This window comes from Nostoc sp. KVJ3 (genome assembly GCF_026127265.1).
Lineage (GTDB): Bacteria > Cyanobacteriota > Cyanobacteriia > Cyanobacteriales > Nostocaceae > Nostoc.
This window is the reverse complement of sequence record NZ_WWFG01000005.1, coordinates 89,213-114,967: the sequence shown is the minus strand read 5'-3', so window position 1 is coordinate 114,967 and position 25,755 is coordinate 89,213. Positions and strand designations below refer to the sequence as shown.

Below are 25,755 nucleotides of genomic sequence, written 5' to 3'. Positions count from 1 at the left end.
CTTGAAAGAAAGTATTTCATGAACGAGTAAGCTTTTCCTACCTACCAGAAATTTTTAGACAACTTGTATATCTGATTCCACTTTCTGGTGCAAGGCAAAGCGATGGCGTAGGCGATCGCAAACTCAGCGTGTCTTTCGTGGCGTAGTTTACCGCCGTAGGCATCGCTTCCATGACACTGCCATCTTGGACGACCGCCTGACCTCTCCTCCACTGTTCAATAGCTTTCAAAGCTGTAGCCCTTATTCCGTATAGCTTAGAGCTTTTCTTAGTGCCATTCACCTTTAACCTTCGAGCGGCGATCTCCACCTTGAGGCTTGGGAGCTATCTCCGCCGTCTCTCGATACCGACGCAAAAAGTCACGGATGAACGACAAACTCACTTTAAATCGTTTTGCTAAGTCTTTTTGTGTACCTTCTTTGTTTTGCCACGCACTTATAAGAGCAAGGATTGGACTATTGCGAAATATATTCAGCCTCGTTATTTTGGGGCTGGCAATTGAGATGATCTACAAAGGTTTAACGGGAGGGATTTAGAATGTCTCAACCCAGGCGCAGATGGAGCGAACATCAAGTTGAGCAGTTCGTTGGCAACCTGTTAAGATTTGGGGTTATTTGTGCTACTACCCTAGTTTTAATAGGTGGCAATTCCTAGAAAAAGATAGTAGTTGAAATGCATAATTCCTCAGCTACATGACGACTATAGGAAACATCTGCTCGTTAGAAATAGCAAAGCGGAATAATTATGATGGCAGATTCTATCAGTCGCCCAAAAGCAGTCTTTACCGATGCCTGTATTTCTGTGCCATCCATAAAAATTGCTCTAAATTGAGGTTTCAAAGAGGCGATAGAATTTCATTGTGATTTCATCGTCAAGTGTGATGATTTAACAATTACAGCTTTCCTCTAGCCAGGAATTACAAGTCATTAACTCAAAGGTAACAGCAACAGTGGCAACAAAAACTTTTCAAACCATCCCCCGCAATGTTTGGGTTTTAGGATTTGTCAGCTTGTTAACTGATATTAGTTCCGAAATGATTCATTCGGTGTTGCCGTTATTTCTAGTTTCGGTATTAGGGGCAAATTTGCTGACAGTTGGGTGGATTGAAGGAATTGCCGAATCAACTGCTTCCGTGTTAAAAGTCTTTTCAGGAGCCTTAAGCGATTATTTAGGACAGCGTAAGCGATTGGCTGTCGCTGGTTACGGGCTATCTACCTTAGTTAAACCCCTGTTCGCATTGGCAACAAGTCCTGCATGGGTATTGATGGCTCGTTTTGGCGATCGCGTTGGCAAGGGAATTCGTGTAGCTCCCCGCGATGCAATAGTGGCAGATGTTACCGATAGCGCTAATCGTGGAGCCGCCTACGGTTTGCGCCAGTCTCTGGACACCATCGGCGCATTCACTGGGCCACTAGTTGCATTTATGTTGATGTCTTTTTCAGGACAGAACTTTCGCCTAGTTTTCTGGTTAGCGGTGCTTCCCGGTATCTTAGCAGTAGCTCTTTTAGCAACTGGCGTGCGGGAAACCGGCAATAGAAACAGTCAAAGACAGAATAATCCTCTACAGTGGTCTGCTTTGCAAAGTTTGGGTAAAAGCTACTGGGTGCTAGTTGCGGTTGCACTACTATTTAATCTCGGTAACTCTAGCGATGCTTTTTTATTGCTGCAAGCGCAGCAAGCTGGAGTATCCGCCTCACTAGTACCACTTACCCTGGTTGTAATGAATATAGCTTATTCTCTCAGTGCCTACCCAGTAGGATTGCTATCTGACCGCATTGGTAGATTGGGGCTACTAGTGGGTGGATTTTCTGTGTATGTTTTGGCATATTTAGGTTTTGCATTTGTTGATGCTCCTTGGCAGGTGTGGGGACTGTTTGCGCTGTATGGACTGCATCAGGGGATGAGTCAAGGCATATTGTTAGCACTGGTAGCAGATAGAGTTCCGTCTGATCTCCGGGGTACTGCTTTTGGGTTAATTAATTTGGCTACTGGTGTAGCGCTTTTACCAGCTAGTTTGTTGGGAGGTATTTTGTGGCAAACAATCAGTCCCAAAGCAACTTTCATCGCTGGAAGTATTTTCGCTTTGAGTGCGATCGCATTACTGCTGGTATTTGAAGGCAGAAGACGGAAATCAGTGGGTAGAGAGTAAAAATCTTCATTGCAGCCATATCTTTCCAAGTTCTTGACTTTTTCTCTCTATGATAAACCTGCAAGTTCAGATAAAGATGTGATTTCATCTCAACTTCTAGCGAAAAATCGAGAAGGACAAATATCATGAAGAAGATGTTAAACAGGGTTCCAGAGGTGACAATTTACTTCTGGATTATTAAGGTTCTGGCAACCACAGTAGGTGAAACCGCAGCAGATTTTCTATCAGCAACCCTGAACCTTGGTTTAGGTGTTACATCCTACATTATGAGCAGCGTGTTACTAATTGCGCTGTTAAATCAGTTTAAGCTTAAACGCTATGTTCCAGCAAGTTTCTGGTTTGTGGTCGTTTTGATAAGTATAGTTGGCACACTGATTACTGATAGATTGGTAGACGAGCTTGGAGTTAGTTTGGTGACAACTACTGTAATTTTTAGTGTTTCCTTGTTGGTAGTTTTTGCGCTGTGGTATTCAAACGAAAAGACATTAGCCATGCACTCCATCAATACAGCGAAAAGAGAGCTTTTTTATTGGGTAGCTGTTTTGTTTACGTTTGCCTTGGGTACTGCAACAGGAGACCTTTTAGCAGAGGCTTTTAGACTGGGTTATGCACAATCAGCACTGATATTTGGCGCTTCAATTGCAATCATAGCGATCGCTTATTATTACTTTCGGATGAATGCAGTTTTGGCATTCTGGTTAGCTTACATCTTGACTCGTCCGCTTGGAGCATCTATGGGTGATTTACTATCCCAATCTGCTACAAATGGAGGCTTTGGTTTTGGTACTGTCGGAACCAGTATGCTTTTTCTGTCTATAATAGCGAGTCTGGTTATTTACTTGAGCCTTAAGCAGAAGAAACCAGCCTTACTACCGATTGATCGACAAGACTGATTAGCGATCGCCTTCTCGAAGAATGGCATTTTTCTGTTTGTGAAGAGGCGATTTGATTGGAAATTTGCGATTACCTAACCTATCTTTTGACTGTTCAATAGCTTTCAATGCAGTGTTTATTCCACATAGCTTACAGCTTTTTAAGCGTGCCATTCAGATATTAGTTGTTTCTACCAGACTGCCCTAATCTGAATTATGATGACTTACTATTTTTTATTGTGAAAAAGAAATGAACAAAGTTGCAAAAGTCACAATTTACTTCTGGATCATGAAGATTATCGCCACGACGCTTGGTGAAACGGCAGGGGACTTCATCTCAATGACTCTTGGGCTGGGGTATTACATAGCCTTTGCCGTAACGTTCGCCATCCTGGCCATTCTCCTATTTTTTCAAATTCAATCCGATAGATATCGTCCAGCCCTTTACTGGGTGGCGATCATTGCGACAACCACAGCCGGAACCGAAGTTTCAGACTTAATGGATCGATCTTTCGGGCTGGGCTACGCAGTGGGATCGCTGATTCTGGTAGCCGGTCTGTTGAGCGTTCTTGCTATCTGGTACTACCGGGATCGGGATCTGAGCGTTTATCCGATCGTGAGGAAAGACGCAGAGACTACCTATTGGCTGGCTGTCGTGTTCTCCAACAGTTTGGGAACGGCCTTTGGTGACTTTCTGACAAGCAACTTGGGACTGAGCTATATTCAGGGTGCATTCGTGACAGCCAGTGTCATTGGTGTTGTCATCGCCCTTCACTACGTAACAAAGTTGAGCGATGTTCTCCTATTCTGGCTCGCGTTCATCTTCACGCGACCCTTCGGAGCCACCTTCGGAGATTTTCTCACCAAACCAGTCAAAAATGGCGGACTCTCACTGCCAAGGGAATATGCTTCGGCGATCGCCTTTATCCTGCTGGCAGTTGTCCTATTCTTTTCCGTGCGAAAGGAGAAAAAAGTGCGTCACCCAACTGAGTGATGCGTTTAAGGAGATTGATGACTATAGCATAAAGATATGAGAATTTTAATAATTGAAGATGACGATCGCATTGCTAAACCCTTAGCCGAAGATTTAAAACACCAGCATCATGCTGTTGATGTTGCTAGTGATGGGATTGAAGGTTGGGAATATGCCGAAGCAGGTAATTATGATTTAATCTTATTAGATTTAATGTTGCCGCGCTTAGATGGAATTACTCTTTGTAAACGGTTACGTGCTGCTAATTGTAATGCTTTTATTTTGATGTTGACTGCACGAGATACAACACCAGATAAAATAACTGGACTCGATGCTGGTGCAGATGATTATTTAGTTAAACCATTTGAACTAGAAGAATTAGCAGCACGAATTAGAGCTTTATCTCGGAGAAGCCCAGAAACTCACCAATTAATTTTAATTCACGGCGATTTACAATTAGACCCTAATAATTGTCATGTGACCTATGCAAGCAAGCCTTTATCATTAACACATAAAGAATACATGATATTAGAATGCTTTTTGAAAAATCCTACTCAAGTTTTAACTCGCTCGGCAATTTTAGATAAATTGTGGGAGTTTGATAAATTATCAGGGGAAGAAACCGTTAAAACTCATATGACAAATTTAAGAAAGAAACTCAGAGCGGTAGGAAGTTCAGAGGATTTTATCGAAACTGTTTACGGTTTTGGTTATCGCCTGTGTCCTAAAATAAGTGCAAAATTAGCTGATGTTTGAAAAAAATCGCCGTCGTTTACTGTTGTCTTATTTAATCGTATTATCATTAATCTTAGGTGGATTTGCAATTGCCGTTCGGATTGTCTTTACCCATAGCCTCTATAAACAACAAACACAAAAACTTGCTGCATTAGCACAAGTTGCTGCTGCTAATGCCGAGTTTGATAACGGTCAAATTAAAATTGAAAATGACTTACCTCAAGATAAATTATTTGAAAATCATCAAGAGTTAAAATGGTTTGATACTAAAGGTAATCTCATCGAAAAACAGGGACAAAATATTTTAAGTTTACCTGCTCATGTAAAAGAAGGAGAACAAATTAATCTAGTTGGTAAAAATCGCATTCAGTCTGTTACTTTACCAATTATTAGTAGTGATGATAAACAATTCATTGGATATGTAAGAGCTAGTCAATCTCTAGAAGAATTCGATGAAACTTTAAATAAATTAGATTTGGGGTTAGGCGGTGGAATTGTTGTAGCTTTGATTATTAGTGGTGCTGGTGGAGTTTGGCTAACTCGTCAAGCGATGCAACCAATTGAAGAAAGCTTTGAACGGTTAAAACAGTTTACTGCTGACGCTTCCCATGAACTCCGCAGTCCTTTAATGGCAATTACAAGTAATGCAGGGGTAGCGCTAAAGTATCCAGAAGGAATGCGGGAAACTGACGCAGAAAAATTTCAGGCTATTTCTAGTGCTACTAACCAAATGACTCGACTTACAGAAGACTTACTATTTTTAGCTCGTTATGATAATATTCCTAACCATATTAAAGAAACTGTTAATCTTAGTTCAATTTTAAATAACTTAATGCAACTGTATCAGCCGCAAGCAGTGGCTAAACAAATTCATCTGAAAAATCAATTGACTGAAAAGCTTTATCTATTAGGCGATCCGAATCAGATAACACGATTATTTAGTAACTTAATTCAAAACGCTATACATTACACACCATCAAAAGGAACAATAGAAATCATAGCTAATCGTAGTGTTTCCCATCTAGTAGTTAATGTACAAGACACGGGTGTAGGAATTGCACCAGGAGATTTAGAAAATATTTTTGAGCGTTTTTGGCGAGCAGATAAATCACGTTCTTATAATTCTGGTGGCTCTGGTTTGGGATTGGCTATTGCCCAAGCTATTGCTGAGAATCACGGTGGATTAATTACTGCCACAAGTCAATTGGGAATTGGTAGTTGTTTTACTGTACGTTTAGCAGTAGGTTCACTTAATTAATGTTTATAAAAATGTCTTATTAAATACTATAATACAGCTATATTAACCATAAATACTAAAACTTTTAAAATTCTCACCCCTTTAATTAACTCAAATATTTCGGAACTGCTGGTACTACACTGACAGTTTCTCTCAAAGGTATTGAAAATCCAGGTGAAGCACAGACTTTAGTATACTCTGTTTCTTTTAGAGGTGTTGGTATGACTACAGACATACCACTTAGGTCAGTAATAATTCAAACCTATGCTATGTAATCATCAACTACGGGCGGAATTAAGAAACTAGACGAAAGACAACTGGGACAAGTATCAGGGTGAAAATAATATCAAGCGATCGCACAAGCGCTCACAAGTCAGTTTACGCGAGCGTTTTTATAGTTTCGCCCTTCCATATAAATCCAAACCCTGTAAACCTACGCTTAACAAATTCAGGTAAATCTTTTCGAGTTCTGTACTTTTAGTGTGTAAAGTGCAACTACTTACCAAAGATTACTGAGCAATAACCATAAACCTGAGTTTTAGTTGTGCTATTGAACAATGTTTGAAAAATATAACTTAAGATCCATCTCTTGCTTGGATCTTCCCTACCTCTACCTTTAAGAATATAGAAAGCTGATTTTAGATAAATCTGCCAATAATATTGTACTAAATTTCCAAGTTCTTAACTTTTGTTATCCCGAGTAAATTTGCTCACTATATTTTTCAGGAAGCTTAATATGAAAAAGCTAATTTATGCTGTTGCATTAACTTTAACAGTTGCGTCTTTATCATCTGCTGCCTATGGCACAACCACGATGAAAACTAGCAGATTGCCTAACATTATTGGAGCAGTGCAATTCCCTCAAAATAAGGCGAAAATTGTCAGAGATTCTTTCCAGCTAAAAATTCCCCAAGATAGCAGGGCTTTATCCCAGATGACTATTGCTGTACCTCAAGGTTTTTGGTAAAAAGTTTAACAGTAATTTTGTCCGTGATGGTTGTGATAACAGGAGTATGACTGCGGGATTTAAGCAGAGTTGCAGGTGTTGCCCCTGTCAATCTTCAAGGGGGAAATTTATGTTCCCCATCGAAAAGATAATCATCCAGACCACGAATGCACTTACCAATTTATTTTGGCTTTTTGAGAAGAAATGACATTATTTTTGGATTATTCCAGAAACTTTCAAAATCACAATTAGAAACCAGGACAGTCAGCGATTATTTGCTATTTATCGCTGACTGCTAATAACTTAAAACCTTTCGCCAATACCAAAATTGATGCGGTTGTCACCATCGCCACTGATGCCATAGTCAATGCGAATTGGCCCCAGTGGCGATTGTACGCGCAGACCAAGACCATAACCGTAGCCAGTACCGTTTTTGTTCAGCACCTCCGCTGATCTGGTACTACTTCCCAGATCGCTGCCGATATCAAAAAATAGTGCGCCACTGACGACTGAGAAAACTGGGAAGCGATACTCGGCAGATGCTTGTATATAACTACGTCCATTACCTAATCCTCCTTCTTGATAACCCCGGACGGAGTTACTACCACCAAGGGTAAAGGCTTCGTAAGGAGGCAAGTCACCAAGGATAGTTCCACCTTGCAAGTTAAATGCTAAAGTTTGTGGGCCTTTGGTAAGACTAATAAAGTTGACAGGGAAATATTGGCTATAGTTACCTCGTAACCTGGTGAGAAAAATATTGCCTAGTCCCACTGGTACTGACTGATCAACTCCGAAGCGGAGATAAGAACCGCTAGTGGGTTGTAAGGGGTTATTACGGCGATCGCTTTGTACCCCTAGTTGCAAAAGTAGCAAATCGTCTTCACCTTGTCCAGATGCACTAAGTGGAACCAGTTCCGTGGGCGCTCCATTCTTGAACACTGTTCCTTCTTTTCTGATGTTGCCATTGGCATCACGGGTGGAAACTCGTTGATGCTGCAAACCTGCTGAAGCTGTCCATTCAGAATTTTTGTAGGGATTATTGCTCAGGGGACGGGTAAAGGTGACACCGCCACCTAGACGGAGGACACGGGGGCGATCGCCATTCGTTTTCCCTACTTCAAAGGTCTTTATATCATTATTTTTGCCATCAAAAATCAACGAAATGGAGCTACGGCGAAAAATATTAGTTGTGTAAGAAGTCCGGTAGGGGTCTCCAGCAATCCAGGGATCTGTAAATTGTAGGTCAAACAGCAAAGGGAGCAATGCGATTTTGTGAGGTCGGACAAAAAAAGTGCGATCGCTAAAAATTATATTTCAGTACGGAGTTGTTTTATTTACAAATAGAATACTGCTTTGCACGAGAATTCATCTTGATGATATATCTCAAAAAGATTGCTAGTAAGTCATTTGACGATTATTTCCTAAAATATCTATACTAAGTCTTTAATACTTAGTGTCAATTACAGCAAGCAATAGCTAAAGATGACAACTCAAGTATAAAATTAATCAAGCAGTTTGAGGTTTAATAAAGGAATTAAAGATAGAACTACAAAAAATATCCCAACTTTGAGCTATCCATTGACAACGCAGATGTAAGATAATTTCTGCATTTTCTTTCAACCAAAATTTACTATTACCCTTGATTCTTAAGTTGATAACTTGACGGATTAAACTCTCAATTGCCCCACTACCTATTGGTAGTTTTTGGTCTAGTATCTTAGCGTAATTTAAACGCCTTTCACGATAGGCACGTAAAAGGTAATTTCTCTGTATTACCATAGTTTTACAACGCTCTCCCGTGGCTTCAAAGATAAATTCATCCATCTGCCTAATTATGGTCATGGCATTACTTTTTTTTAAAGTTCTCCGTGCTTTTTTGAACCAATTATTTCGCTCACTATCATCACTAAACGCTACATCAGCAAATTTCTGTAGCCGCTCAGTAACATGGTAAAAATCAAATAATTGATAAGTCGCATCGGGAGATTTCAATTTCTTTAAAAGAGGGGGAATATGCTTCCAAATCCATTCTGCACCGTCAGCAATTAATAAAACTTGTTTTGCTTGACTAATTCCCAAACTAATCAGATGCATTTCTAAAATTGGTAAAAATCCTTTATAGTCTTCATAAGTGCCATCATTTACAATCTTTATTTCGCCATTTCTAACTTTTTTACCTTGTTCATCAACCACATAAATTGTTAATAATTTTGGCTCAACCCATTCCCCTGTAAAGCCGTGCTTGTTTGTTTTGAGATTTTTTCTACCTTTTTTATTAATCCTAATTCTACTCCTGCCACCATCTACAGCAATTACAACTCTCTGGTCTTTAAGTATATTCCCATCAGGTAAATTACCTTGTTGCAAGTTAGATATTTTAGTTTGACGTAAATCAATGCCGATTTGACCAAATTTATATGTCAATCGTTCAATTCGTTTAAGACTAATATTAATTCCCCAATCACTCAGGATTGTATGTGCAGCTTCAAAAGAACTAGCTATGGCACCATATTTTGTAATATCTGACCAAACTAATGGGGTCAAGCCTTCTGACATTCCTAACCATTTTAACAAGGGACAAAATCCAACATTACGAGATTTACTCTTCGCTTTTTTTTCTCTTTTTTGAACAACGTATGGTAATTTAAGACTTACTACAACATTACCTACTGTTAATATTTCCCTCTTCGTATAACCGTGTCTTTGCGTGTCGGTATGCCACCATCCTTTGGTTTGATTAATTGCTGTTTGATGAGCCGACTCTGATTGAGAAAGCTTATGCAATAATATGCCGATACATTGGCCTGCTAAAACTAACGCAGCCTGTCTAATTGTTTCTTCTCTTTCTTTAACTATTCTTCCAGACCATTCCTCGATATTTTTCAACTCTAAAAGTTTCGTCACATCCTCTTTAAAATCTGATAATGAATCGGCAAAATTTAGATTTGCATATATGTTTTTCTTCATAAAAGTAGGTACTTCCTATTTCAAAACTATTCTTGAAAGGAAATTTTACCTTTTTTATAGTCGCAACAATGTACAGAAACCTCGTTTTTAGCACAGGTTGTGTCTTCTAACGAATATTACTCAGGTTATTGTATTAAATATTTAGTATATACGTAAGATGTTATTAGCGATCGCTCTCCAGGTGGGGTCATCTCACAAAATCGCATTGCTCCCAACAGCAAATCCCTCTGTCCAACCTGTACTTCTGCACCCAATTTTTGGTTTCTTCCGTTTAGGTTTTGCTGTTGATAGCTAACAGTGCCAAACAGTCCACTAGCAGAACTAATGCCACCCCCAACTGCAACTGAACCACCACTGCGTTCGGCTACATTGACTACTACATCTACTTTGCTGGGGTCAGTACTGGGGTCAAGGGAGACATTTACATCTTCAAACAATCCCAGTCCATATACCCGTTGCAAGTCTTTTTGCAGGGTATTACGGTTGAATACCTGTCCCGGTTTCAACTCCAACTCTCGTGTAATAATATATTGTTGTGTCCGACCTGGAATTGGTTGTCCCTTTTCGTCTGTTTCCTGACCTTCTTTATTGCGGAACCGGACTCTAATATTCTCCACCACCCCTTCTGCTACTTGCAGGGTGACAACTCCATTTTCGGAAACTTGCGGTGTTCCAATCACGTTTGCTAGTACGTAACCCTGGTCTTGATACCGCTTAGTTAATAGCTTGATACTCTCCTGTAAGTCACGCGAATTCAAGATTTTGCCATACTGCTCACGAAAGACTTCATCCGGAGTATTAGCAGGTAATACAGAGGGAACACCAGTACCAGGATTGGCTTGTAGTTCTACCTTAGTCAGAACAGGGTTAGGCTGCACTACAAAGCTTACTTTTACTCCCAAAGGGGTATCCTCTGGCACTACTTGAACATTGGAGAAGAAGCCAGTAGCAAATATAGCGTTTATATCTTCTTGCAATTGGGAGCGGGTTGTGGTTCGTCCTGGTTGAGTACGAATTACTTTGTAAACTTGGTTTTCTAGTTCTGGTAAGATTTGCCCTACCTGATATCTAACTGCTACTTCCGATATCAACACAGGGGCTTCAGTTGCTTCTGGGGCTTTGTTGGTTTGAGTATTTCCTGGAGTTATGGGAAATACAGGTATTGCCGCAGGCGCGTTGGCATTCTTTTGACCAAGAGTGGTCTCGGAGTCTTTTTCCGACTGCTGATTGATTCTTGGTATAAAAACCTTTGTTGTCTGTTTTAAACTGTCAGCAGTTTGTGCATTTGCATTCTTGCATTCGCTTAAAGGAACTGCAATTGCTACTACTGCTACCAATACGGGGAATAGACGCATTTTACTTTACATTCCTCATAGTTACCACACGCGGTACTCCACAGGAGTCACTTTGCGATTGCCTCCGGCGGGGCATAGCCCATCGCAAAGTAATCATGCTGTTATGCAAAGCAACTGACCACCAAAGCCAAAAATACTAATGAAAGCTATGACTATAGCTGGATTAGTTGAAATATTCATCGTGTAAATTTATCTGAGATATAGGTTTGTGATTATAAGCAGCAAAGGTCAAGAACTTGGAAAGATTCAGATGAATGACTTAATTTTTTTATGACTTTATTACTAAAGTGAGCGCAGCATATTTTTTAATGAAATTGAAGTAAATCTTTCCGAGTTCTTGACTTTTGTTCTCTATAATTCAATCCAACAACCTTACTCATCCAGGTTGTTAAACTTTAATTAAAGGAGTGAAGGCAACGAAAAATTCCGCAAAATTAATAGTAGCTGCTGTTACTATAGTTTGATACAAAAGTCCAATTTTTAATATTGCCTAAAATTTTAGGATTTTACATCTGCAAACTTTTTAAAGTTTAGCCAAAATCACAAATAATACTTTATTCGATGATTAATCTTGCCGAAACTGCCTATCTAGTGGCAATGTATCGCGCATTGGAAAGCGAACGTGTAGATGCATTATTTAAAGATCCATTAGCGCGTATGTTAGCGGGTGGAAAAGGTGAAATGCTTGTTGAGGTTATAGGGGAGAAAGACAAAATTACAAATGCGATCGCCATTCGCACCTATGTTCTTGATAACTTGATTTTACAGTTAATTAATTCAAAAAATATTGACACTGTAATCAATCTGGCTGCGGGGTTGGATACTCGACCCTATCGATTACCTTTTTGTGCATCGCTTCGTTGGATTGAAGTTGACCTGCCGGAAATCATTGCTTACAAAGAACAATTACTTAAAGACCAGCAACCTTTCTGTTCGCTTGAGCGTGTCAAACTCGATATTACCAACCTTGCATTGAGAAAGACTTTTTTTTCCGAGATTAATCTTGCAACAAGACAGACGCTAGTGATTACAGAAGGGTTGCTATCATATCTACATGAAACCCAAGTAGCATTACTTGCAACCGATATTTATGAGCAATCTAATCTGAATTGGTGGCTATTTGAATTGGAATCATCATTAGCGTTAAAAAATTACGATCAAGTTTACGCTCGAAAAATTTTTGACCAATATTTTGCGAATGGAAATAAAACCTTGTTATTTGCTCCTGAGCAAGGGGCAGAATTTTTTCAACAGTATAAGGGGTACAACCGGGATACGTGCAAAATGGGACACGATGCAAAGTTTTGTTAATATACTTGCAATAATGCAAACTGTATGGGTTAGTTTTTCCCAAAACTCACTCTCTTGACGCAGAGTATAGTGTCTTCTCTTCAACTACCAGCAAAAACATGATTATTTTGTATAAAAACTCGTGCTAAATATCAGCATAATAATTTTAATCTTCATAGTAAAAAGCATTGTCAAAATATAAACTCTTAAGAATTTAAGTTAAACTTTTTAAAGCCTGACGTGCAACTTCTTCCGCCCTAGCAGACGTAACTTTTTGGTAACGTAGAGTTGTTTGAATATTCTCATGCCCCATCAGTGCCCGCAATTCCTCAATACCCATTAGCCCAACACGCTCAGTAGCAAAAGTATGCCGTAAATCGTGGATTCTGACTCCGACTAGCTCCGGATATATACTTATTAACTCTCGCCAATATTCATGCACAGTGCGATAGCTAATTCTACTAACAACTTTAGTCACTGGCTGTTGTGCTGTGAAGAGTGCATCTACGGTATTGTGGCGCTCATATAAGATAAATTTACTTAATGCCTCGGCAGCCCCATCACTAAAATAACAACAACGCCGTTTGTTACCTTTACCAAGTACTTGAAATTTATATAAGTCTTGGTTAACATCATCTATATTTAACGCTAAAAGCTCTGATATACGGCAACCTGAGCGATGTAGAAGATGCACTATAGCATTCATACGTAGGTCAGATTTAACAGAATAATAAAGGATATTTAACTGTTCAGGTGTTAAATATCTTACTACAGAATCAGTTTTATGTTCTCCCCTATCAGGATTTGGTTGACGCTGTTTTAAACCATTAATGGGATTAAACTTAATATAACCTTGCTCCACAGCGAAATTAAACAAACTTTGTAGTATTGCTTGGTACTTGCGATGAGTTGTATAGCTGCAATCATCCAAACTTCTTAAATACTCAATTAAAGTCTGCTTACCGATAATCTCAATCTCCCAAATACCGTATTCTCCAAGTATTGGTTTCAACACCAATTCATAAGTACGTCTGGTACTTTTAGCTAAATCCGGGCGTGACAAAAACTCAGTAATAACAGTGGCTAAAGTAACAGTCAATTTCTCTCCAATTTATGTAATTTCTATCGAGACAAACAATCATTATTTAATATATCTTTTTTAGAATAATAATGATGATTCTTGATGGATACTTTGAAGACACCCATGCCACAGGAACCGATTGGCGACTACATTAAGCGGTTGCGTGTGGAATTAAAGATGAGTCAAAATCAGCTAGCTCATCAGGCTGGTATTCACCTGCATACATACGGAAAAATAGAACGGGGGATCACGACGAGATTAAATCACAAAACCCGTCGGGGGCTAGCTAGGGCTTTATCGATACCAATTGAGTACTTAGAAGGAATTTGTAGCGATGAGGAAATACAGCAACCATTTACCAGCATTAAATTTTGTCCCCAATGCTGGACTCCAGGGACACCCACAGAACCGATTTGGAACGATATCAGGTCATTGTACTGCTTTATGTGCGGGTTTGAGCTTGTTGCCCACTGTCTCAAATGTGGTAAATCAGTGACAACTTTCAAGCATTCCTACTGTCCTTATTGCGGCTTTTATTACAAAAATACGATTGTTGAAATTGGTAGTAACAGAGAGCATGCTTTGAGAAAAAACTCTCGAACCAAGAAAAAGTGAAGATTTTGTTTTATATCTATAAAAGCAATACCAGTATGGACAATCCATCAATATCAGTGTGACATCAATTGAACGTACCGCTTATCCTAGATTCAAACGCCAATTTACCACCAAAGAACTTACTGAGATTTATACTCCAACTAAATCCGAAATTGCTTTCGCTTACAATACGACGAAAGGTGAAAGTAATATTTTGAGTCTGCTCGTCATTTTAAAATCATTCCAAAGACTGGGTTACTTTCCATCGATTGCAGATATCCCACTGAAAATTATTAACCATATTCGCAGTCATTTAAAATTTGCTCTTGATATTGTTTTAGGTTATGAAAATAACAAAACAATGTACCGACATCGAACAGCTATCCGCGAATATCTTCAAGTTAAATCTTTTAATCAGACTGCGCTGCATTTAGCGGTATCTGCGGTGAATGAATCAGCCCAGGTGATGGATAATCCTGCTGATTTAATGAATGTGGCAATTGCCGAACTAATTAAAAATAGATATGAATTACCAGGATTTAACACATTAAATAGATTAGTACGCCGAGTTAGGAATGTAGTCAATCAAAACCTATTCAATTTGGTACTTAGTCGCCTAAGTAATGATTATCAACAACGTCTACTCGACCTTTTAGATAATCATCCAGTCGAATATAGAAGTCTTTACAATAATCTCAAGCAACTTCCTAAACGCCCAACCCGCAATCATCTCAATGATTTAATTGTACATTCAATCTGGCTTGATTCTTTGGGAGATATTAAACCACTCCTTGCTGATATGACAGCAGCTAAGATTCAACACTTTGCTGCTGAAGCGAGAGTATTAGATGCGAGTGAAATCAAAGAGTTTAATTTGCCAAAACGAATTACTCTAATATTATGCCTGATTTACTCGGCAAGCGTGATGACGCGAGATAATTTGGTCGAGATGTTTCTCAAAAAAATGCAGTTAATTCATAATCATGCCAAAAGAGAATTAGAACTTATCAAACAAAGATATCAATCAACGGTTGAGAAGTTACTGGGGGTTTTCACTAATGTTCTACAAGTATTGGTTGATGAACCGCCAGAAGTTCAGACTGTCGATCCGGTCGAGCGAGTTAATCAAGTACTCATTCCATCCGGTGGTGCTGAACAACTATTAACTGAATGTGAGGCGATAAATGCCTATAAGGGAAATAATTATTTTCCCCTATTGTGGCAATTTTATAAAAGTCATCGCAGTACTTTCTTTCGGTTGCTAGGTGCTTTGAAGTTTTCATCCACTACCAACGAACAAAGTGTAGTTGAGGCATTAAATTTTATTTTAGAAAATCAGTCACGGCGGGGTCAATTCTTCAATAATACTATTGATTTAGATTTTGCTTCTCCTCAATGGCAGAAACTTTTATTCGTCGAACAAGGAAACAAAACTAAAATTGTGCGTCGCCATCTGGAAGTTTGTGTTTTTTCTTACTTAATGGCTGAATTGAGGTCGGGGGATATTTGCGTCAAGGGAAGTGAGAATTACGCTGACCACCGAGAACAGTTGTTGCCTTGGTCAGAATGTTTACCACTGATTGACCAGTATTGTGGAGATTTGGGTTTTGCTAGTGATGCGGTTGGTAATGTTTACGAACTCAAGTCTTTGTTGACTGATACGGCTTTTAAAGTGGATGCTGGTTATCCAGATAATCGTCAACTTGTGATTAATGATTTGGGTGAACCTGTATTAAAAAAATCTCCACGTCATGATTTGAGTCCATCAGCTAAGACTTTACTTGAGGCTGTGGAACAAAGGTTTGGTGAACGTAATTTGATTGATATTCTGCGGAATGTCGATTATTGGACTAATTTTACACGCCATTTTGGGCCGATGAGCGGCAGCGATCCGAAATTAGAACGGGCGACAGAACGTTATTTGTTGACTAGTTTCACCTATGGTTGTAATTTGGGGCCGACTCAAGCTGCAAGACACATGCGGGGTATTGTCACAAGTAAGGAAATATCGTTTGTTAATCGGCGTCATGTGAGTGTGGATAAATTGAATGCAGCCCTTGTGGATATTATTAATCGCTACAATGTTTTAAAGCTTCCGAGCATTTGGGGTGATGGGACAACTGCGGCGGCTGATGGGACTAAGTACGAACTCTACGAAGAAAATTTACTCTCTGAGTATCATATCCGCTATGGTGGCTACGGAGGCATTGCTTACCACCATGTTTCTGATACCTATGTGGCGCTATTTAGTCATTTTATTTCCTGCGGAACCTGGGAGGCTGTTTATATTATTGAGGGTTTGTTAAAAAATCTTTCTGATATTCAGCCTCATACGATTCACGCAGATACTCAAGGGCAATCAACGCCTGTGTTTGCATTATCACATATGTTGGGGATTAAGTTAATGCCCCGGATTCGGAATTGGAAAGATTTAAATTTCTTCCGCCCAGATAATGATACGGTTTACAAGCATATTGATTCTTTGTTCAAGGATGCGATTGATTGGGAGAAAATTCAAACCCATTGGCAAGATATTTTACAGGTTGTGCTGTCGATTCAAACTGGCAAGATTTCGAGTGCGGTGCTGTTACGAAAACTGGGAAACTATAGTCGTAAAAACAGATTATACCAAGCTTTTCAGGAGTTAGGACGGGTAATCAGGACGGTATTTCTGTTGCAATATATTTCGGATATGAAGTTACGACAACAGATTACTGCGGCAACGAATATTGTTGAGTCTTATAACGGTTTCTCAAAGTGGTTTTTCTTCGGTGGTTTTGGAGTTATTGCTAATAATGACCCAATTGAGCAGGAGAAGATTGTTAAATATAATGATTTGGTTGCTAATGCTGTGATCTTCCACAATGTTGTAGATTTGACTGAGGTTTTGCGTGATTTCCTGAAAGCTGGTTATTTGATTACTCGTGAAGATGTGGCGGCGTTGAGTCCTTATATGACGAGTCATATCAAGCGTTTCGGCGATTACTTGATTGATATGGAGACTGTACCGAATTTGTTGGATGATGACAAGCTCTTAGTTTTGGCTTGAGAAATTATGAAGGTAGTTCTGGCAAGGGTTGTAGAGTTTTTGTTTACATAACTTTACAACGTGTCCCATTTTGCACGTATCCCGGCTGTACCCCTATAATTGGAAAGTTGCAAAATCTGTATCTGCATGGAAAGAGTTACAGCGACTAAACCGAGGGATAAAATTTACCTGGTTATTGGAAATAATTATGAAATGCATTTCTAATGAATCTTGGGAAAAAATTCAGCAGCAAGGTAGTATTGTATTGCTTGAGAGAAGCCCCGCCGTCGGCGATCTAGTAAAAACAAAGGAGGTTGTTGAAAAGAGATGATTCAACAACCTCGTATTTAGCTATTTACAGCTAAACATCACTTAAAACTAGTGATAAGTTACTCTACTTACTACCTTCATTTGTTTCCTGCTCGTTATTATTCTCCGTAACTTGAATGCTACTCTTTGGATGAGAAGCTTCTTCTTTATCGTTTTCCTGGTTAGCATTCTCAGTGTAGAGAACTTTACCATTACCAGCGTCAACTTTTACCTCTTTCTGAGCAATTTCTACAGCATAAACTAAGTTTCCATCTTCATTTTCGAGTTTTACACTACTAGCTTTAGTACCGACAGAGGTTTCAGCAGCTTGTTTAGCTTGTTCTGCTGTAATTTTAGCTAAAGCTTGTAGTTTTTTGTCCTCTTGCTGTTCTTGTTGATCATCATTAGTTTCACCGTCACCGTCACTTGCTTGAGCTATTTTAGTGTTATGAACACCATTATTCTTGATTTCAGGAGCTTCTGTAGCGTCATTAGCTTCGCCATCTCCGTCACTAACCTGAGCTACTTGTACACTGTTTTGAGAAGGAGAGGCACTTACGGTTTTTACCACTGTGCCAACACCTAAAATACTCATCAAAGCAGCTGCTAAAGCGATTTTTGTTGAAGTTTTCATCTGTGTCAATCCTGGAAAATTTTGTTTTTTGAGCAATCCAAAATAATTATTCTTACTTGTGTTGTTCACACCTATTTTTGAGTTGCTACAGCTTTACTTTAAAGATAAAAAGTCAAGAAGTCGGAAAGACTGGTTGAGATTATAAAAAATTAGGTTGCTAACTGTATCTGAGCCTTAGTAGAAGGATTTATTTCTTTTTACATTCCATCAGAACTTTCCAAGTTCTTAACAAATGCAATCTATAGTAAAACTACAAACACGGATTGAGGTATGTAGGATTTATGAATAACTCAACAAAAATCATTGTTATCGGCTCTTTGCTTGGTACTTTAGGTATCGCTGGTTTGGCAAAAGCTATCTCTACAAATCAACCCCAGTTACCTATTGCAATTATGCCACAGCATCACAGCAGTACTCAGATGACGATTAATAAAGATGTGGAAGTCAATGAAAACAGAGAAAAGCTAGATGCAGCTAGCGATGCTGATACTGAAGTAAATGATGATAAAGTACCAACTTCTCTCAGCCAAGTGGGTGAATATGGTGAAAGCGTCTACGATATGGCTAAAGCCAATGATTGGACAAAAGCCACAGCTAATCTTAACTTGCTGGAAAATGCAGCAAAAAGCCTACATACCGAAATCAAAGGTGACAATAAACCAGAATTAGCGCAGTTAAATTTCAAAATAGCAGCACTCACTCAAGCTGTCACCACTAAAAATCGCATATCTGCAATGCATAAAGCTAATCAAGTAACATTAATCGCTGCCAATATTACCAGGGAATTTAAACCAAAAGTTCCAGTTGAGGTAACGCTGCTTGACTACTACGGACGTGAGTTAGAAATTTGGTCAGCAACAGGAAATACAAGCAATCTGAAAACAACTGCGTCGGAGATGCGCCGTACCTGGAATGCAGTCAGAACATCTATTTTAGCGCGTGGAGGAACTACACAAGTACAGAAATTTGATGTACTTGTCGCTAGTATTGAGGCGGCAAAATCATCTAAAGATTACGCTCGTCTTGCTACCCCCATACTAGATGAAGTGGACAATCTGGAGAAGGTTTTTAAATATTAAAGTTCATCGTTCCAGCAACATACTAAGCTGAAGCTACAGAGATTGAGGTAAGGGCAATTACTAGAGTAAAACCTTCAATAATGTTCGTTAAAGTGTATCTTCATGGAGAATTGGTATTAGTAGTAGCGAGTAACAATTGATTATCGTTTTTGGAAGCCTTTTCCTTTATAATTAACTAATTCTTCATAGCCAGGCATATATGCATAGCTATCTCTAATATCCAAGCCTAAAAATCTGGAAAAACGTGCAGAATCGTTTCCTACTAATTCTCCTTTTCGGGGCTTACCTTGGTAATTAGCTAAAGCAATTTTAGCTTGACGTAACGATTTTACAGGTACAAAAACATCTGTTTGATCAAAAGACCATAAATCTTCAGAACGTCTTGCTGCAAACAATAGTTCTCCTAACGCTTGGTTTTTAGAATCATCTTGTTTATAAGTTAAAGCTAAATGCTTATCTAAATAAATAATTCTTCCTGAATTAATATTTTCTGTAATATCTAAAGAGTCAATTAAATTCGATAAAAATTTTCGACGTTCAGGGTAAGTAGCACCGAGAAAAGGAATAACACCGACTACCCAACCTCTAGCACCTGTTTCTTTATGAGTCTCATAATTCTGATAACATTCTTTTAAGCACGGGATATAAAATTTATCAAAAGGAATTCTCATCTGAGAAATTGTTTGTATATTAACGGCTAGTATAAACTTTTTAAATGATTTCGATTCCTCTAGTACCTTTATTAAGGTAGAATCATAAAAAATTTTGGGCTGACTATGATATTTTTCCCATAACATATCAAATACAACTCTAAAATCTCTGCTATCATTGAGCAAAAAATCATTCACTTTTTGATAGCCATAATGAGTAAAAACTTGTGATTGTATTTGTCTTAACTTTTCATTACTTTTAACTATAGTATTGCCAATACGGATTTTAGACATAGTATTGTTTGTTATTAAGCGACTTTTTAGGAAGTAGGAGGTAAAAGTTCTGTTAAAGGTGTAGTTTCACGTTCAATTATATTGATACTAAGAAATTCTGCTGCTTCGTTGGAACTGAGTGGAACAGTAAACATGAGATGCATATAATTTACCTGATCATTTCCACTTGTACATGGAACAGCGTGGTAGATAACCGGAAACCTTTCTTGAGAATGCATAATTAGAGATTCTGTTAATCTGGCAATAATTCGGGTTCCACCAAATATGTAGCTCCGTTCTTGAGCAACTTTCAACTCTGGTAAAGTCCACCAATTAAAAACTATTTCACCGTCAGAACTATCACTAAGCCCCCATTCTTGACGATAACGTTTTGGAGTCAGAGTTAGTAAACCCTTACCTTCTTCAATTCGTCGCCGCTTCGCCAGTCTAATCAATGAGGAGTCAAATGCCGTAGCAATAGCTGACCTAAAATCTGATAATTCGTCAGTCAACTCGTTATATTTTATAAATGTAAAGGCATCTCCAATCCCTTGAATTTCGTTGGTGATTACGTTCGCTACTAAAATTTGATTCCCGTTAACTAATTCTTCAAAATTTAATGAGCTATCGAGATGTGGTAACTTAGGTGGTTTACCAAAACCTTTTCCACCCCTACGTTTTCCTTTTGCCATCACTTACCTCTATTGCTCAACTTAATCCAAAAAAGGTTTGCTCATAAGGAGTAAAAGCATTTTCTACCAAGGGTGATACATTTACTCGCGGTAACATCTACCGAATTTTTAGCTTATCACAAATATTCAACCCTAATTTCATCCTGATTTCATCTTCATTTGAGACATTAGATACAGTGCCAAACTGTCAAAACTACAGATTATCCCAGATGGATTCACTGTATCGTCAAGCAAAAAACCCTTGAGTTGTCTCAAAAATGCTCAATTCCATTGTCAAATGGTCGATCGCGCAAAGGTGGCTAATCGTTATTGCCTCGATATTAATTAGTCTGTGGGGATTGCGCGTCATCACACAAATGCCGCTCGACGTATTTCCTGCCTTTGCTCCGCCCCAAGTAGAAATTCAAGTTCAAGCTTCTGGTTTAGCACCAGAAGAAATCGAGTCTTTGGTGACTCGCCCAATTGAGAGCGCGATTAATGGCACACCAGGACTGGAATCTCTTCGGTCTTCATCTGCTATTGGGATTTCTGCTATAAAAACTGTCTTTAGCTGGGATACTGATATATACCGCGCTCGTCAACTAGTAACAGAGCGATTACAAGGGGTGAAACTGCCACAAGGAGTTGAACAGCCGGAAATCTTGCCTATTAACTCGCCCTTGGGATGGGCTGTTAAATATGCTTTTTCTGCTGAAAGTACTGACATGATAGAGGTGTGGCGCATTGCTAATTGGGATGTGAAAAATCGCTTGCTGGCTGTACCAGGGGTGAGTAATGTTTTTCTCTACGGAGGCGATGAGCGGCAATATCAAGTTTTGGTAGATCCAGACAAGCTTAAAGCCTACAATGTTTCGTTGCCAGAAGTCACCAAAGCAGTGCAGAATGCTAACGTCAATGTGCCGGGAGGATTTTTGATTACTCCCGATCAAGAAACACTAATTCGGGGAATTGGGCGAATAGAGTCAATTGATCAACTCAAACGTTCAGTTATCAAGGCGGTTAAAGGTACACCTGTATTACTGGAACAAGTAGCAGAAGTCAAAATTGGCCCAGGACTAAGACGAGGAGATGGACTATTTCAAGGGAAACGAGCAGTAATTTTAACTGTCTCTAAGCAACCTGCGGCAGATACTCCCACTGTAGTCAAAGCTGTGGAAGCAGCAATGGAGGAGATTAAGCCAGGGCTACCACAGGATGTCAAGGTTACTAAAACCTTTGATCAAGATTTATTCATTGAGGCTTCAGTTAAAAACGTTGAGGAAGCCTTACGCGATGGCATCATTATCGTTTCAGTCATCTTAATTATCTTTTTGATGAACTGGCGCACAGTAATTATTAGTCTTAGTGCGTTGCCTCTGTCGTTACTGTTAGGCATGATTATTCTGAGTTGGACTGGACAGGGCATTAATACAATGACCTTGGGTGGACTGGTAGTTGCTATTGGTTCAGTGGTAGATGATGCGATCGTTGATATGGAAAACGTCTACCGCCGATTGCGGGAGAACCAACTAGCAGGGAACCCAAAAAATCCTTTACAAGTGGTGTTTGATGGTTCAGTAGAGGTACGTGTTAGTGTTCTATTTTCTACAGTCATTATCGCAGTAGTATTTGCACCGATTTTTGTCTTGTCTGGGGTGGAAGGTCGCATTTTTACGCCGATGGGAATGGCATATTTACTATCGATTCTTGCTTCTACCTTAGTTGCATTAACACTAACTCCAGCACTATGTGCTTTATTACTAGCAAATCGCCGTTTACCGAGTGCGGAAACTTGGCTAGAGCGCAAAACACATCAATTTTATCGTCCAGCGTTAAGGTTCTCGATTCGTTACCCCAAGGTGATTTTAGGGGTGGCACTTGCGGGGTTTATTGCATCGATAATTATTCTTCCTGGGTTGGGTAAAGTCTTCCTGCCAGAGTTTCAAGACCGCTCTTTGGTCAATTCAATAGTTCTTCTACCTGGGGAATCCCTGAATGCAACTAACCAAGCAGCTTTGGCAGTGATGGATGCCCTCAAAAACGATCGCCGCTTCGATGCCATTGCCTTACGCTCTGGATTTGCTCAAGGAGATCCGGAAGTAGCAGGGGTCAACTTTGGCGAGTTGGATGTGCAGATTAGCTCAGAAGGAGCGAAAAATCGGGAGAAGACTGTTGAAGTACTCCGCAAAGAGTTTGAAAAACTTCCTGGTGTGGCGACTAATATTGGTGGATTTATCTCCCACCGAATAGATGATATTCTCTCTGGTGTGAGAAGTGCGATCGCAGTTAAAGTTTACGGCCCCGAACTTGAACAACTCCGCATTATTGGCAAACAGGTACAATCAGCCATGAGTGGTATTCCCGGCATTGTGGATTTGCAACTCGAACCCCAAGTCCCGGTTAAACAAATTCAAATTCAATTTGACCGCGATGCAGCTGCTCGTTATGGGCTAACTGTAGGGGAACTGGCAGAAACGATAGAGACTGGGCTGAACGGCAAAGCAGTTTCTCAAGTGTTGGAGAAGCAACAAACGTTTAATCTCGTTGTATGGTTGCAAGAAGGCTCCCGTAACAATTTGGACGTGATTGGTAACTTACTGGTTGATACACCTAATGGGCAGAAAATTCCCTTATCACAACTTGCCAAAGTTGATTATGGTACGGGGCCAAGTACCATTAATCGTGAAAATGTTTCCCGGCTGATTGTGGTTTCTGCCAACGTTGCTGGGAAGGATTTGGGTTCTGTAATTAAAGATGTACGCGATCGCGTCAAACAAATTCAACTACCTGGAGGCTACTATGTTCAATTTGGCGGTCAGTTTCAGGCACAAGAACAAGCAACGCAGACATTGATAATTGCAGGTGCGATCGCACTAGCAGCAATTTCAGTGCTAATCTACTTTGCCGTCAAGTCAATTCCTGCCACAGCAATGATTATGATTAACTTGCCACTTGCATTAATTGGCGGTGTAATTTCTGTTGCTATCGGTAGTGGGATCATCTCCGTTGCCTCAATGGTTGGTTTTATAACTCTATTTGGTGTAGCTACCCGCAACGGATTGCTGTTAGTAGATAACTATAACAATCGCCTCGCTGAGGGAATACCACTTAAACAAGTAATTGTTGATGGTTCGATGGAACGATTAGTTGCAATTCTCCTGACAGCACTTTCGTCAGCACTAGGTATGGTTCCCCTAGTAATTGGTTCTGGTGCAGGTAAGGAAATTTTACAACCTTTGGCTGTGGTAGTGTTAGGTGGCTTAGTTACTTCCACTGCTTTAACACTATTAGTTTTGCCAGCTTTATATTCGCTATTTGGGAAATTTTTGGTTCCCAAAAAGACTACACAAATACAAGAAATCGATGTTACTCAAGGTTCAGTTGTATGACACTTAATTTATTAATTCTTCCCAGATGTCCACCTGGGAATGTAGAGATATTCATACGCTACGTATGGGATTAATCGAAATTTTTCTAATAATCAATGAGGAGTAAATCAATGCAATCATTCAAATTAGGCTTTGTTGTTTTCGCAAGTGTAGGATTACTTTTTTTGGGAGCTTGTGGTAATCAAGCTTCTGAGTCCAGTAGTAATCCTTCTAGTCCTTCTACAGAAAATACTAATAAAACCGAACCAGCCGCCAAAACTGAAACATCTGCTCATGGCGATTCGCATGGTAAAAATGCTCAAGTTGTTGAAGTAGGAAAATATCACTTAGAGTTAGTGCCTGAGAAAGAAGGTAGTACGACTCACTTAGATTTATATTTGCAAACAGGTGAGAAACACGAAGCAGTTCCAAATGCGAAAGTTACTGCTGATATTCAGTCACCAGATGGAAAGCAAAAAACAGTTCCCCTAACATATGATGCTGATGGTAAACACTACGCTACTAAGCTGGAGGGAGTTACGGCGGGTCAATATCAAGTAAAAGTTACTGCGGATGTTGGTGGTGAAAAAGTCAACGGTAGGTTTAGTTTTAATTAGTAATCCGAGTATTTAGACATCGCTTGCAGGGCAGTTATGGCTTATATTGATAGTCATTCATTAAGTTAGCCTAAATTTCAGGGTAAGCCTTCCTCGCCCACCCTGAAAATAAGCTGATTAAAAATGATTTTTACCTAATTTCGAGCCTGAATATTGCTTACTGCTGAATCTGCTGAAGAAGAGTTTGTGTTTGCTGATACCTCTGGGTATCTCCTTCTTGTTGAAACAGACTTGCAGCTTGCTGTAAATCAGTAATAGCGCTTTTGCGATCGCCTAAAGCATATTCAGCAAGTCCTCGGTTGCCGTAGGCATCAGCTAAATTGGGGTTGATTTTTAGTGCTAAGTTAAAATCTGCGTTAGCGAAGCTCTCCGAAGGAATCGCCAGCTTGTGATTTCCCTGTCTATAATTTAAAAAGCCCCTGTTGTAGTAAGCATCTACAGACTTCGGATCAATTTTTATTACCTGGTTAAAGTCGTAAAAAAATGACCAATCAGCAACTAAAGATTTGATTTATCTAAGTGTTCCTCTACAGAACGGTATAGGTTAATGATGTGACTATCAGCCAAACTGTAATAGACATTCTTACCTTCTCGACGATAGTTGACCAAACGCATCGCTTTAAATAATCGCAGTTGATGGCAAACAGCTGATTCGGTCATTTTTGTTAATGCAGCTAAATCGCAAACACACAACTCTTGGAAAGCCAAAGCTGAGATGAGGCGTAGGCGATTCGGATCTGCTAGGATTGCAAAAATTTCTGCTATTTGCTGTGCTTTAGAAGTTGCTAATATTTGCGTTTGAGTTGAACGCACATTATCTAAATGCACCAAATGAGTGTCACAGCCTGGCACATCAGGGTTTTGTCGGTTGTCGAATTCTTGCTTTGCCTTGCCCTTGTTCATGCTTTTATGCGTAAGTAATGGTTATC

19 protein-coding genes and 3 pseudogenes are annotated in these 25,755 nt (G+C 39.4%); 12 read left to right on the top strand and 10 right to left on the bottom strand.

What is annotated here, in order from left to right; translation table 11 throughout:
- Positions 1 to 37: 37 nt before the first annotated feature.
- The gene (locus GTQ43_RS34765; protein ID WP_265277276.1) at positions 38 to 229 is read right to left on the bottom strand and encodes a hypothetical protein; all 192 of its coding nucleotides are present in this window, start codon (positions 227 to 229) and stop codon (positions 38 to 40) included.
- A gap of 718 nt (positions 230 to 947) precedes the next feature.
- Between GTQ43_RS34765 and GTQ43_RS34760 the strand changes: the two genes are divergently transcribed.
- From GTQ43_RS34760 to GTQ43_RS34735, 6 genes are all read left to right on the top strand, one after another.
- Positions 948 to 2,147, top strand: a complete 1,200-nt coding sequence (locus GTQ43_RS34760) for an MFS transporter (RefSeq protein ID WP_265277275.1) — start codon at positions 948 to 950, stop codon at positions 2,145 to 2,147.
- A gap of 125 nt (positions 2,148 to 2,272) precedes the next feature.
- Entirely contained in the window at positions 2,273 to 3,040 is a 768-nt protein-coding gene (locus tag GTQ43_RS34755; protein WP_265277274.1) for a hypothetical protein, read from the top strand.
- 229 nt (positions 3,041 to 3,269) lie between these two features.
- On the top strand, positions 3,270 to 4,013 hold the full coding sequence (locus GTQ43_RS34750) for a hypothetical protein (protein WP_265277273.1): 744 nt from the start codon (positions 3,270 to 3,272) through the stop codon (positions 4,011 to 4,013).
- A gap of 36 nt (positions 4,014 to 4,049) precedes the next feature.
- Positions 4,050 to 4,748: a response regulator transcription factor gene (locus tag GTQ43_RS34745; protein ID WP_265277272.1), complete on the top strand. Its 699-nt coding sequence runs from the start codon at positions 4,050 to 4,052 to the stop codon at positions 4,746 to 4,748.
- A complete protein-coding gene (locus tag GTQ43_RS34740) occupies positions 4,741 to 5,985 on the top strand; it encodes a HAMP domain-containing histidine kinase (protein WP_265277271.1) in 1,245 nt (414 codons plus the stop codon). Before GTQ43_RS34745 ends, GTQ43_RS34740 begins: the two co-directional genes overlap by 8 nt.
- A gap of 715 nt (positions 5,986 to 6,700) precedes the next feature.
- Positions 6,701 to 6,931 (top strand): hypothetical protein, encoded by a 231-nt coding sequence (locus GTQ43_RS34735; protein ID WP_265277270.1) that lies wholly within the window; start codon positions 6,701 to 6,703, stop codon positions 6,929 to 6,931.
- 282 nt (positions 6,932 to 7,213) lie between these two features.
- On the opposite strand, the pseudogene GTQ43_RS34730 reads toward GTQ43_RS34735, so the two are convergent.
- From GTQ43_RS34730 to GTQ43_RS34720, 3 genes and pseudogenes are all read right to left on the bottom strand, one after another.
- Positions 7,214 to 8,164, bottom strand: a pseudogene (locus GTQ43_RS34730) (BamA/TamA family outer membrane protein); the annotation flags it as partial.
- A gap of 252 nt (positions 8,165 to 8,416) precedes the next feature.
- On the bottom strand, positions 8,417 to 9,877 hold the full coding sequence (locus GTQ43_RS34725; RefSeq protein WP_265276940.1) for an ISLre2 family transposase: 1,461 nt from the start codon (positions 9,875 to 9,877) through the stop codon (positions 8,417 to 8,419).
- 214 nt (positions 9,878 to 10,091) lie between these two features.
- Positions 10,092 to 11,232, bottom strand: a pseudogene (locus GTQ43_RS34720) (POTRA domain-containing protein); the annotation flags it as partial.
- A 561-nt stretch (positions 11,233 to 11,793) separates the two neighbouring features.
- On the opposite strand from GTQ43_RS34720, the gene GTQ43_RS34715 reads away from it, so the two are divergent.
- Positions 11,794 to 12,543, top strand: a complete 750-nt coding sequence (locus GTQ43_RS34715; protein WP_265277269.1) for a class I SAM-dependent methyltransferase — start codon at positions 11,794 to 11,796, stop codon at positions 12,541 to 12,543.
- A gap of 193 nt (positions 12,544 to 12,736) precedes the next feature.
- On the opposite strand, the gene GTQ43_RS34710 is transcribed toward GTQ43_RS34715, so the two are convergent.
- Positions 12,737 to 13,621 (bottom strand): tyrosine-type recombinase/integrase, encoded by an 885-nt coding sequence (locus tag GTQ43_RS34710; RefSeq protein WP_265276770.1) that lies wholly within the window; start codon positions 13,619 to 13,621, stop codon positions 12,737 to 12,739.
- 84 nt (positions 13,622 to 13,705) lie between these two features.
- On the opposite strand from GTQ43_RS34710, the gene GTQ43_RS34705 reads away from it, so the two are divergent.
- Together GTQ43_RS34705 and GTQ43_RS34700 are read left to right on the top strand one after the other, a co-directional pair.
- Entirely contained in the window at positions 13,706 to 14,218 is a 513-nt protein-coding gene (locus GTQ43_RS34705) for a double zinc ribbon domain-containing protein (protein WP_265276769.1), read from the top strand.
- Positions 14,219 to 14,276: 58 nt separating this feature from the next.
- Positions 14,277 to 17,246 (top strand): Tn3 family transposase, encoded by a 2,970-nt coding sequence (locus GTQ43_RS34700; protein ID WP_265276768.1) that lies wholly within the window; start codon positions 14,277 to 14,279, stop codon positions 17,244 to 17,246.
- Between the two features lie 373 nt (positions 17,247 to 17,619).
- Here GTQ43_RS34700 and GTQ43_RS34695 read toward each other — a convergent pair whose 3' ends face one another.
- Entirely contained in the window at positions 17,620 to 18,168 is a 549-nt protein-coding gene (locus GTQ43_RS34695) for a PepSY domain-containing protein (protein ID WP_265277268.1), read from the bottom strand.
- A gap of 281 nt (positions 18,169 to 18,449) precedes the next feature.
- Between GTQ43_RS34695 and GTQ43_RS34690 the strand changes: the two genes are divergently transcribed.
- On the top strand, positions 18,450 to 19,247 hold the full coding sequence (locus GTQ43_RS34690; RefSeq protein ID WP_265277267.1) for a hypothetical protein: 798 nt from the start codon (positions 18,450 to 18,452) through the stop codon (positions 19,245 to 19,247).
- A gap of 140 nt (positions 19,248 to 19,387) precedes the next feature.
- Here the strand turns inward: GTQ43_RS34690 and GTQ43_RS34685 are convergent, their stop codons facing one another.
- On the bottom strand, positions 19,388 to 20,191 hold the full coding sequence (locus tag GTQ43_RS34685) for a hypothetical protein (RefSeq protein WP_265277266.1): 804 nt from the start codon (positions 20,189 to 20,191) through the stop codon (positions 19,388 to 19,390).
- Positions 20,192 to 20,217: 26 nt separating this feature from the next.
- Positions 20,218 to 20,862 carry a hypothetical protein gene (locus GTQ43_RS34680; RefSeq protein WP_265277265.1) on the bottom strand — a complete coding sequence of 215 codons (645 nt, stop codon included), beginning with the start codon at positions 20,860 to 20,862 and terminating at the stop codon, positions 20,218 to 20,220.
- 257 nt (positions 20,863 to 21,119) lie between these two features.
- Here GTQ43_RS34680 and GTQ43_RS34675 point away from each other — a divergent pair, with 257 nt between their 5' ends.
- The gene (locus tag GTQ43_RS34675) at positions 21,120 to 24,230 is read left to right on the top strand and encodes an efflux RND transporter permease subunit (RefSeq protein ID WP_265277264.1); all 3,111 of its coding nucleotides are present in this window, start codon (positions 21,120 to 21,122) and stop codon (positions 24,228 to 24,230) included.
- 110 nt (positions 24,231 to 24,340) lie between these two features.
- Positions 24,341 to 24,826, top strand: coding sequence for a hypothetical protein (locus tag GTQ43_RS34670; RefSeq protein ID WP_179070462.1), 486 nt, complete (start codon positions 24,341 to 24,343; stop codon positions 24,824 to 24,826).
- Positions 24,827 to 24,983: 157 nt separating this feature from the next.
- On the opposite strand, the pseudogene GTQ43_RS34665 reads toward GTQ43_RS34670, so the two are convergent.
- Positions 24,984 to 25,301, bottom strand: a pseudogene (locus tag GTQ43_RS34665) (tetratricopeptide repeat protein); the annotation flags it as partial.
- A gap of 23 nt (positions 25,302 to 25,324) precedes the next feature.
- Positions 25,325 to 25,729 carry an ArsR/SmtB family transcription factor gene (locus tag GTQ43_RS34660; RefSeq protein ID WP_265277263.1) on the bottom strand — a complete coding sequence of 135 codons (405 nt, stop codon included), beginning with the start codon at positions 25,727 to 25,729 and terminating at the stop codon, positions 25,325 to 25,327.
- Positions 25,730 to 25,755 lie beyond the last annotated feature (26 nt).

Bases quoted from the DNA above. Each gene is read 5' to 3' on its own strand.
- GTQ43_RS34725 (WP_265276940.1), bottom strand. From the start codon at position 9,877: ATGAAGAAAAACATATATGCAAATCTAAATTTTGCCGATTCATTATCA.
- GTQ43_RS34735 (WP_265277270.1), top strand. From the start codon at position 6,701: ATGAAAAAGCTAATTTATGCTGTTGCATTAACTTTAACAGTTGCGTCT.
- GTQ43_RS34690 (WP_265277267.1), top strand. From the start codon at position 18,450: ATGAATAACTCAACAAAAATCATTGTTATCGGCTCTTTGCTTGGTACT.
- GTQ43_RS34740 (WP_265277271.1), top strand. From the start codon at position 4,741: ATGTTTGAAAAAAATCGCCGTCGTTTACTGTTGTCTTATTTAATCGTA.
- GTQ43_RS34755 (WP_265277274.1), top strand. From the start codon at position 2,273: ATGAAGAAGATGTTAAACAGGGTTCCAGAGGTGACAATTTACTTCTGG.
- GTQ43_RS34745 (WP_265277272.1), top strand. From the start codon at position 4,050: ATGAGAATTTTAATAATTGAAGATGACGATCGCATTGCTAAACCCTTA.
- GTQ43_RS34660 (WP_265277263.1), bottom strand. From the start codon at position 25,729: ATGAACAAGGGCAAGGCAAAGCAAGAATTCGACAACCGACAAAACCCT.
- GTQ43_RS34670 (WP_179070462.1), top strand. From the start codon at position 24,341: ATGCAATCATTCAAATTAGGCTTTGTTGTTTTCGCAAGTGTAGGATTA.
- GTQ43_RS34715 (WP_265277269.1), top strand. From the start codon at position 11,794: ATGATTAATCTTGCCGAAACTGCCTATCTAGTGGCAATGTATCGCGCA.
- GTQ43_RS34685 (WP_265277266.1), bottom strand. From the start codon at position 20,191: ATGTCTAAAATCCGTATTGGCAATACTATAGTTAAAAGTAATGAAAAG.
- GTQ43_RS34750 (WP_265277273.1), top strand. From the start codon at position 3,270: ATGAACAAAGTTGCAAAAGTCACAATTTACTTCTGGATCATGAAGATT.
- GTQ43_RS34680 (WP_265277265.1), bottom strand. From the start codon at position 20,862: ATGGCAAAAGGAAAACGTAGGGGTGGAAAAGGTTTTGGTAAACCACCT.
- GTQ43_RS34675 (WP_265277264.1), top strand. From the start codon at position 21,120: ATGCTCAATTCCATTGTCAAATGGTCGATCGCGCAAAGGTGGCTAATC.
- GTQ43_RS34705 (WP_265276769.1), top strand. From the start codon at position 13,706: ATGGATACTTTGAAGACACCCATGCCACAGGAACCGATTGGCGACTAC.
- GTQ43_RS34695 (WP_265277268.1), bottom strand. From the start codon at position 18,168: ATGAAAACTTCAACAAAAATCGCTTTAGCAGCTGCTTTGATGAGTATT.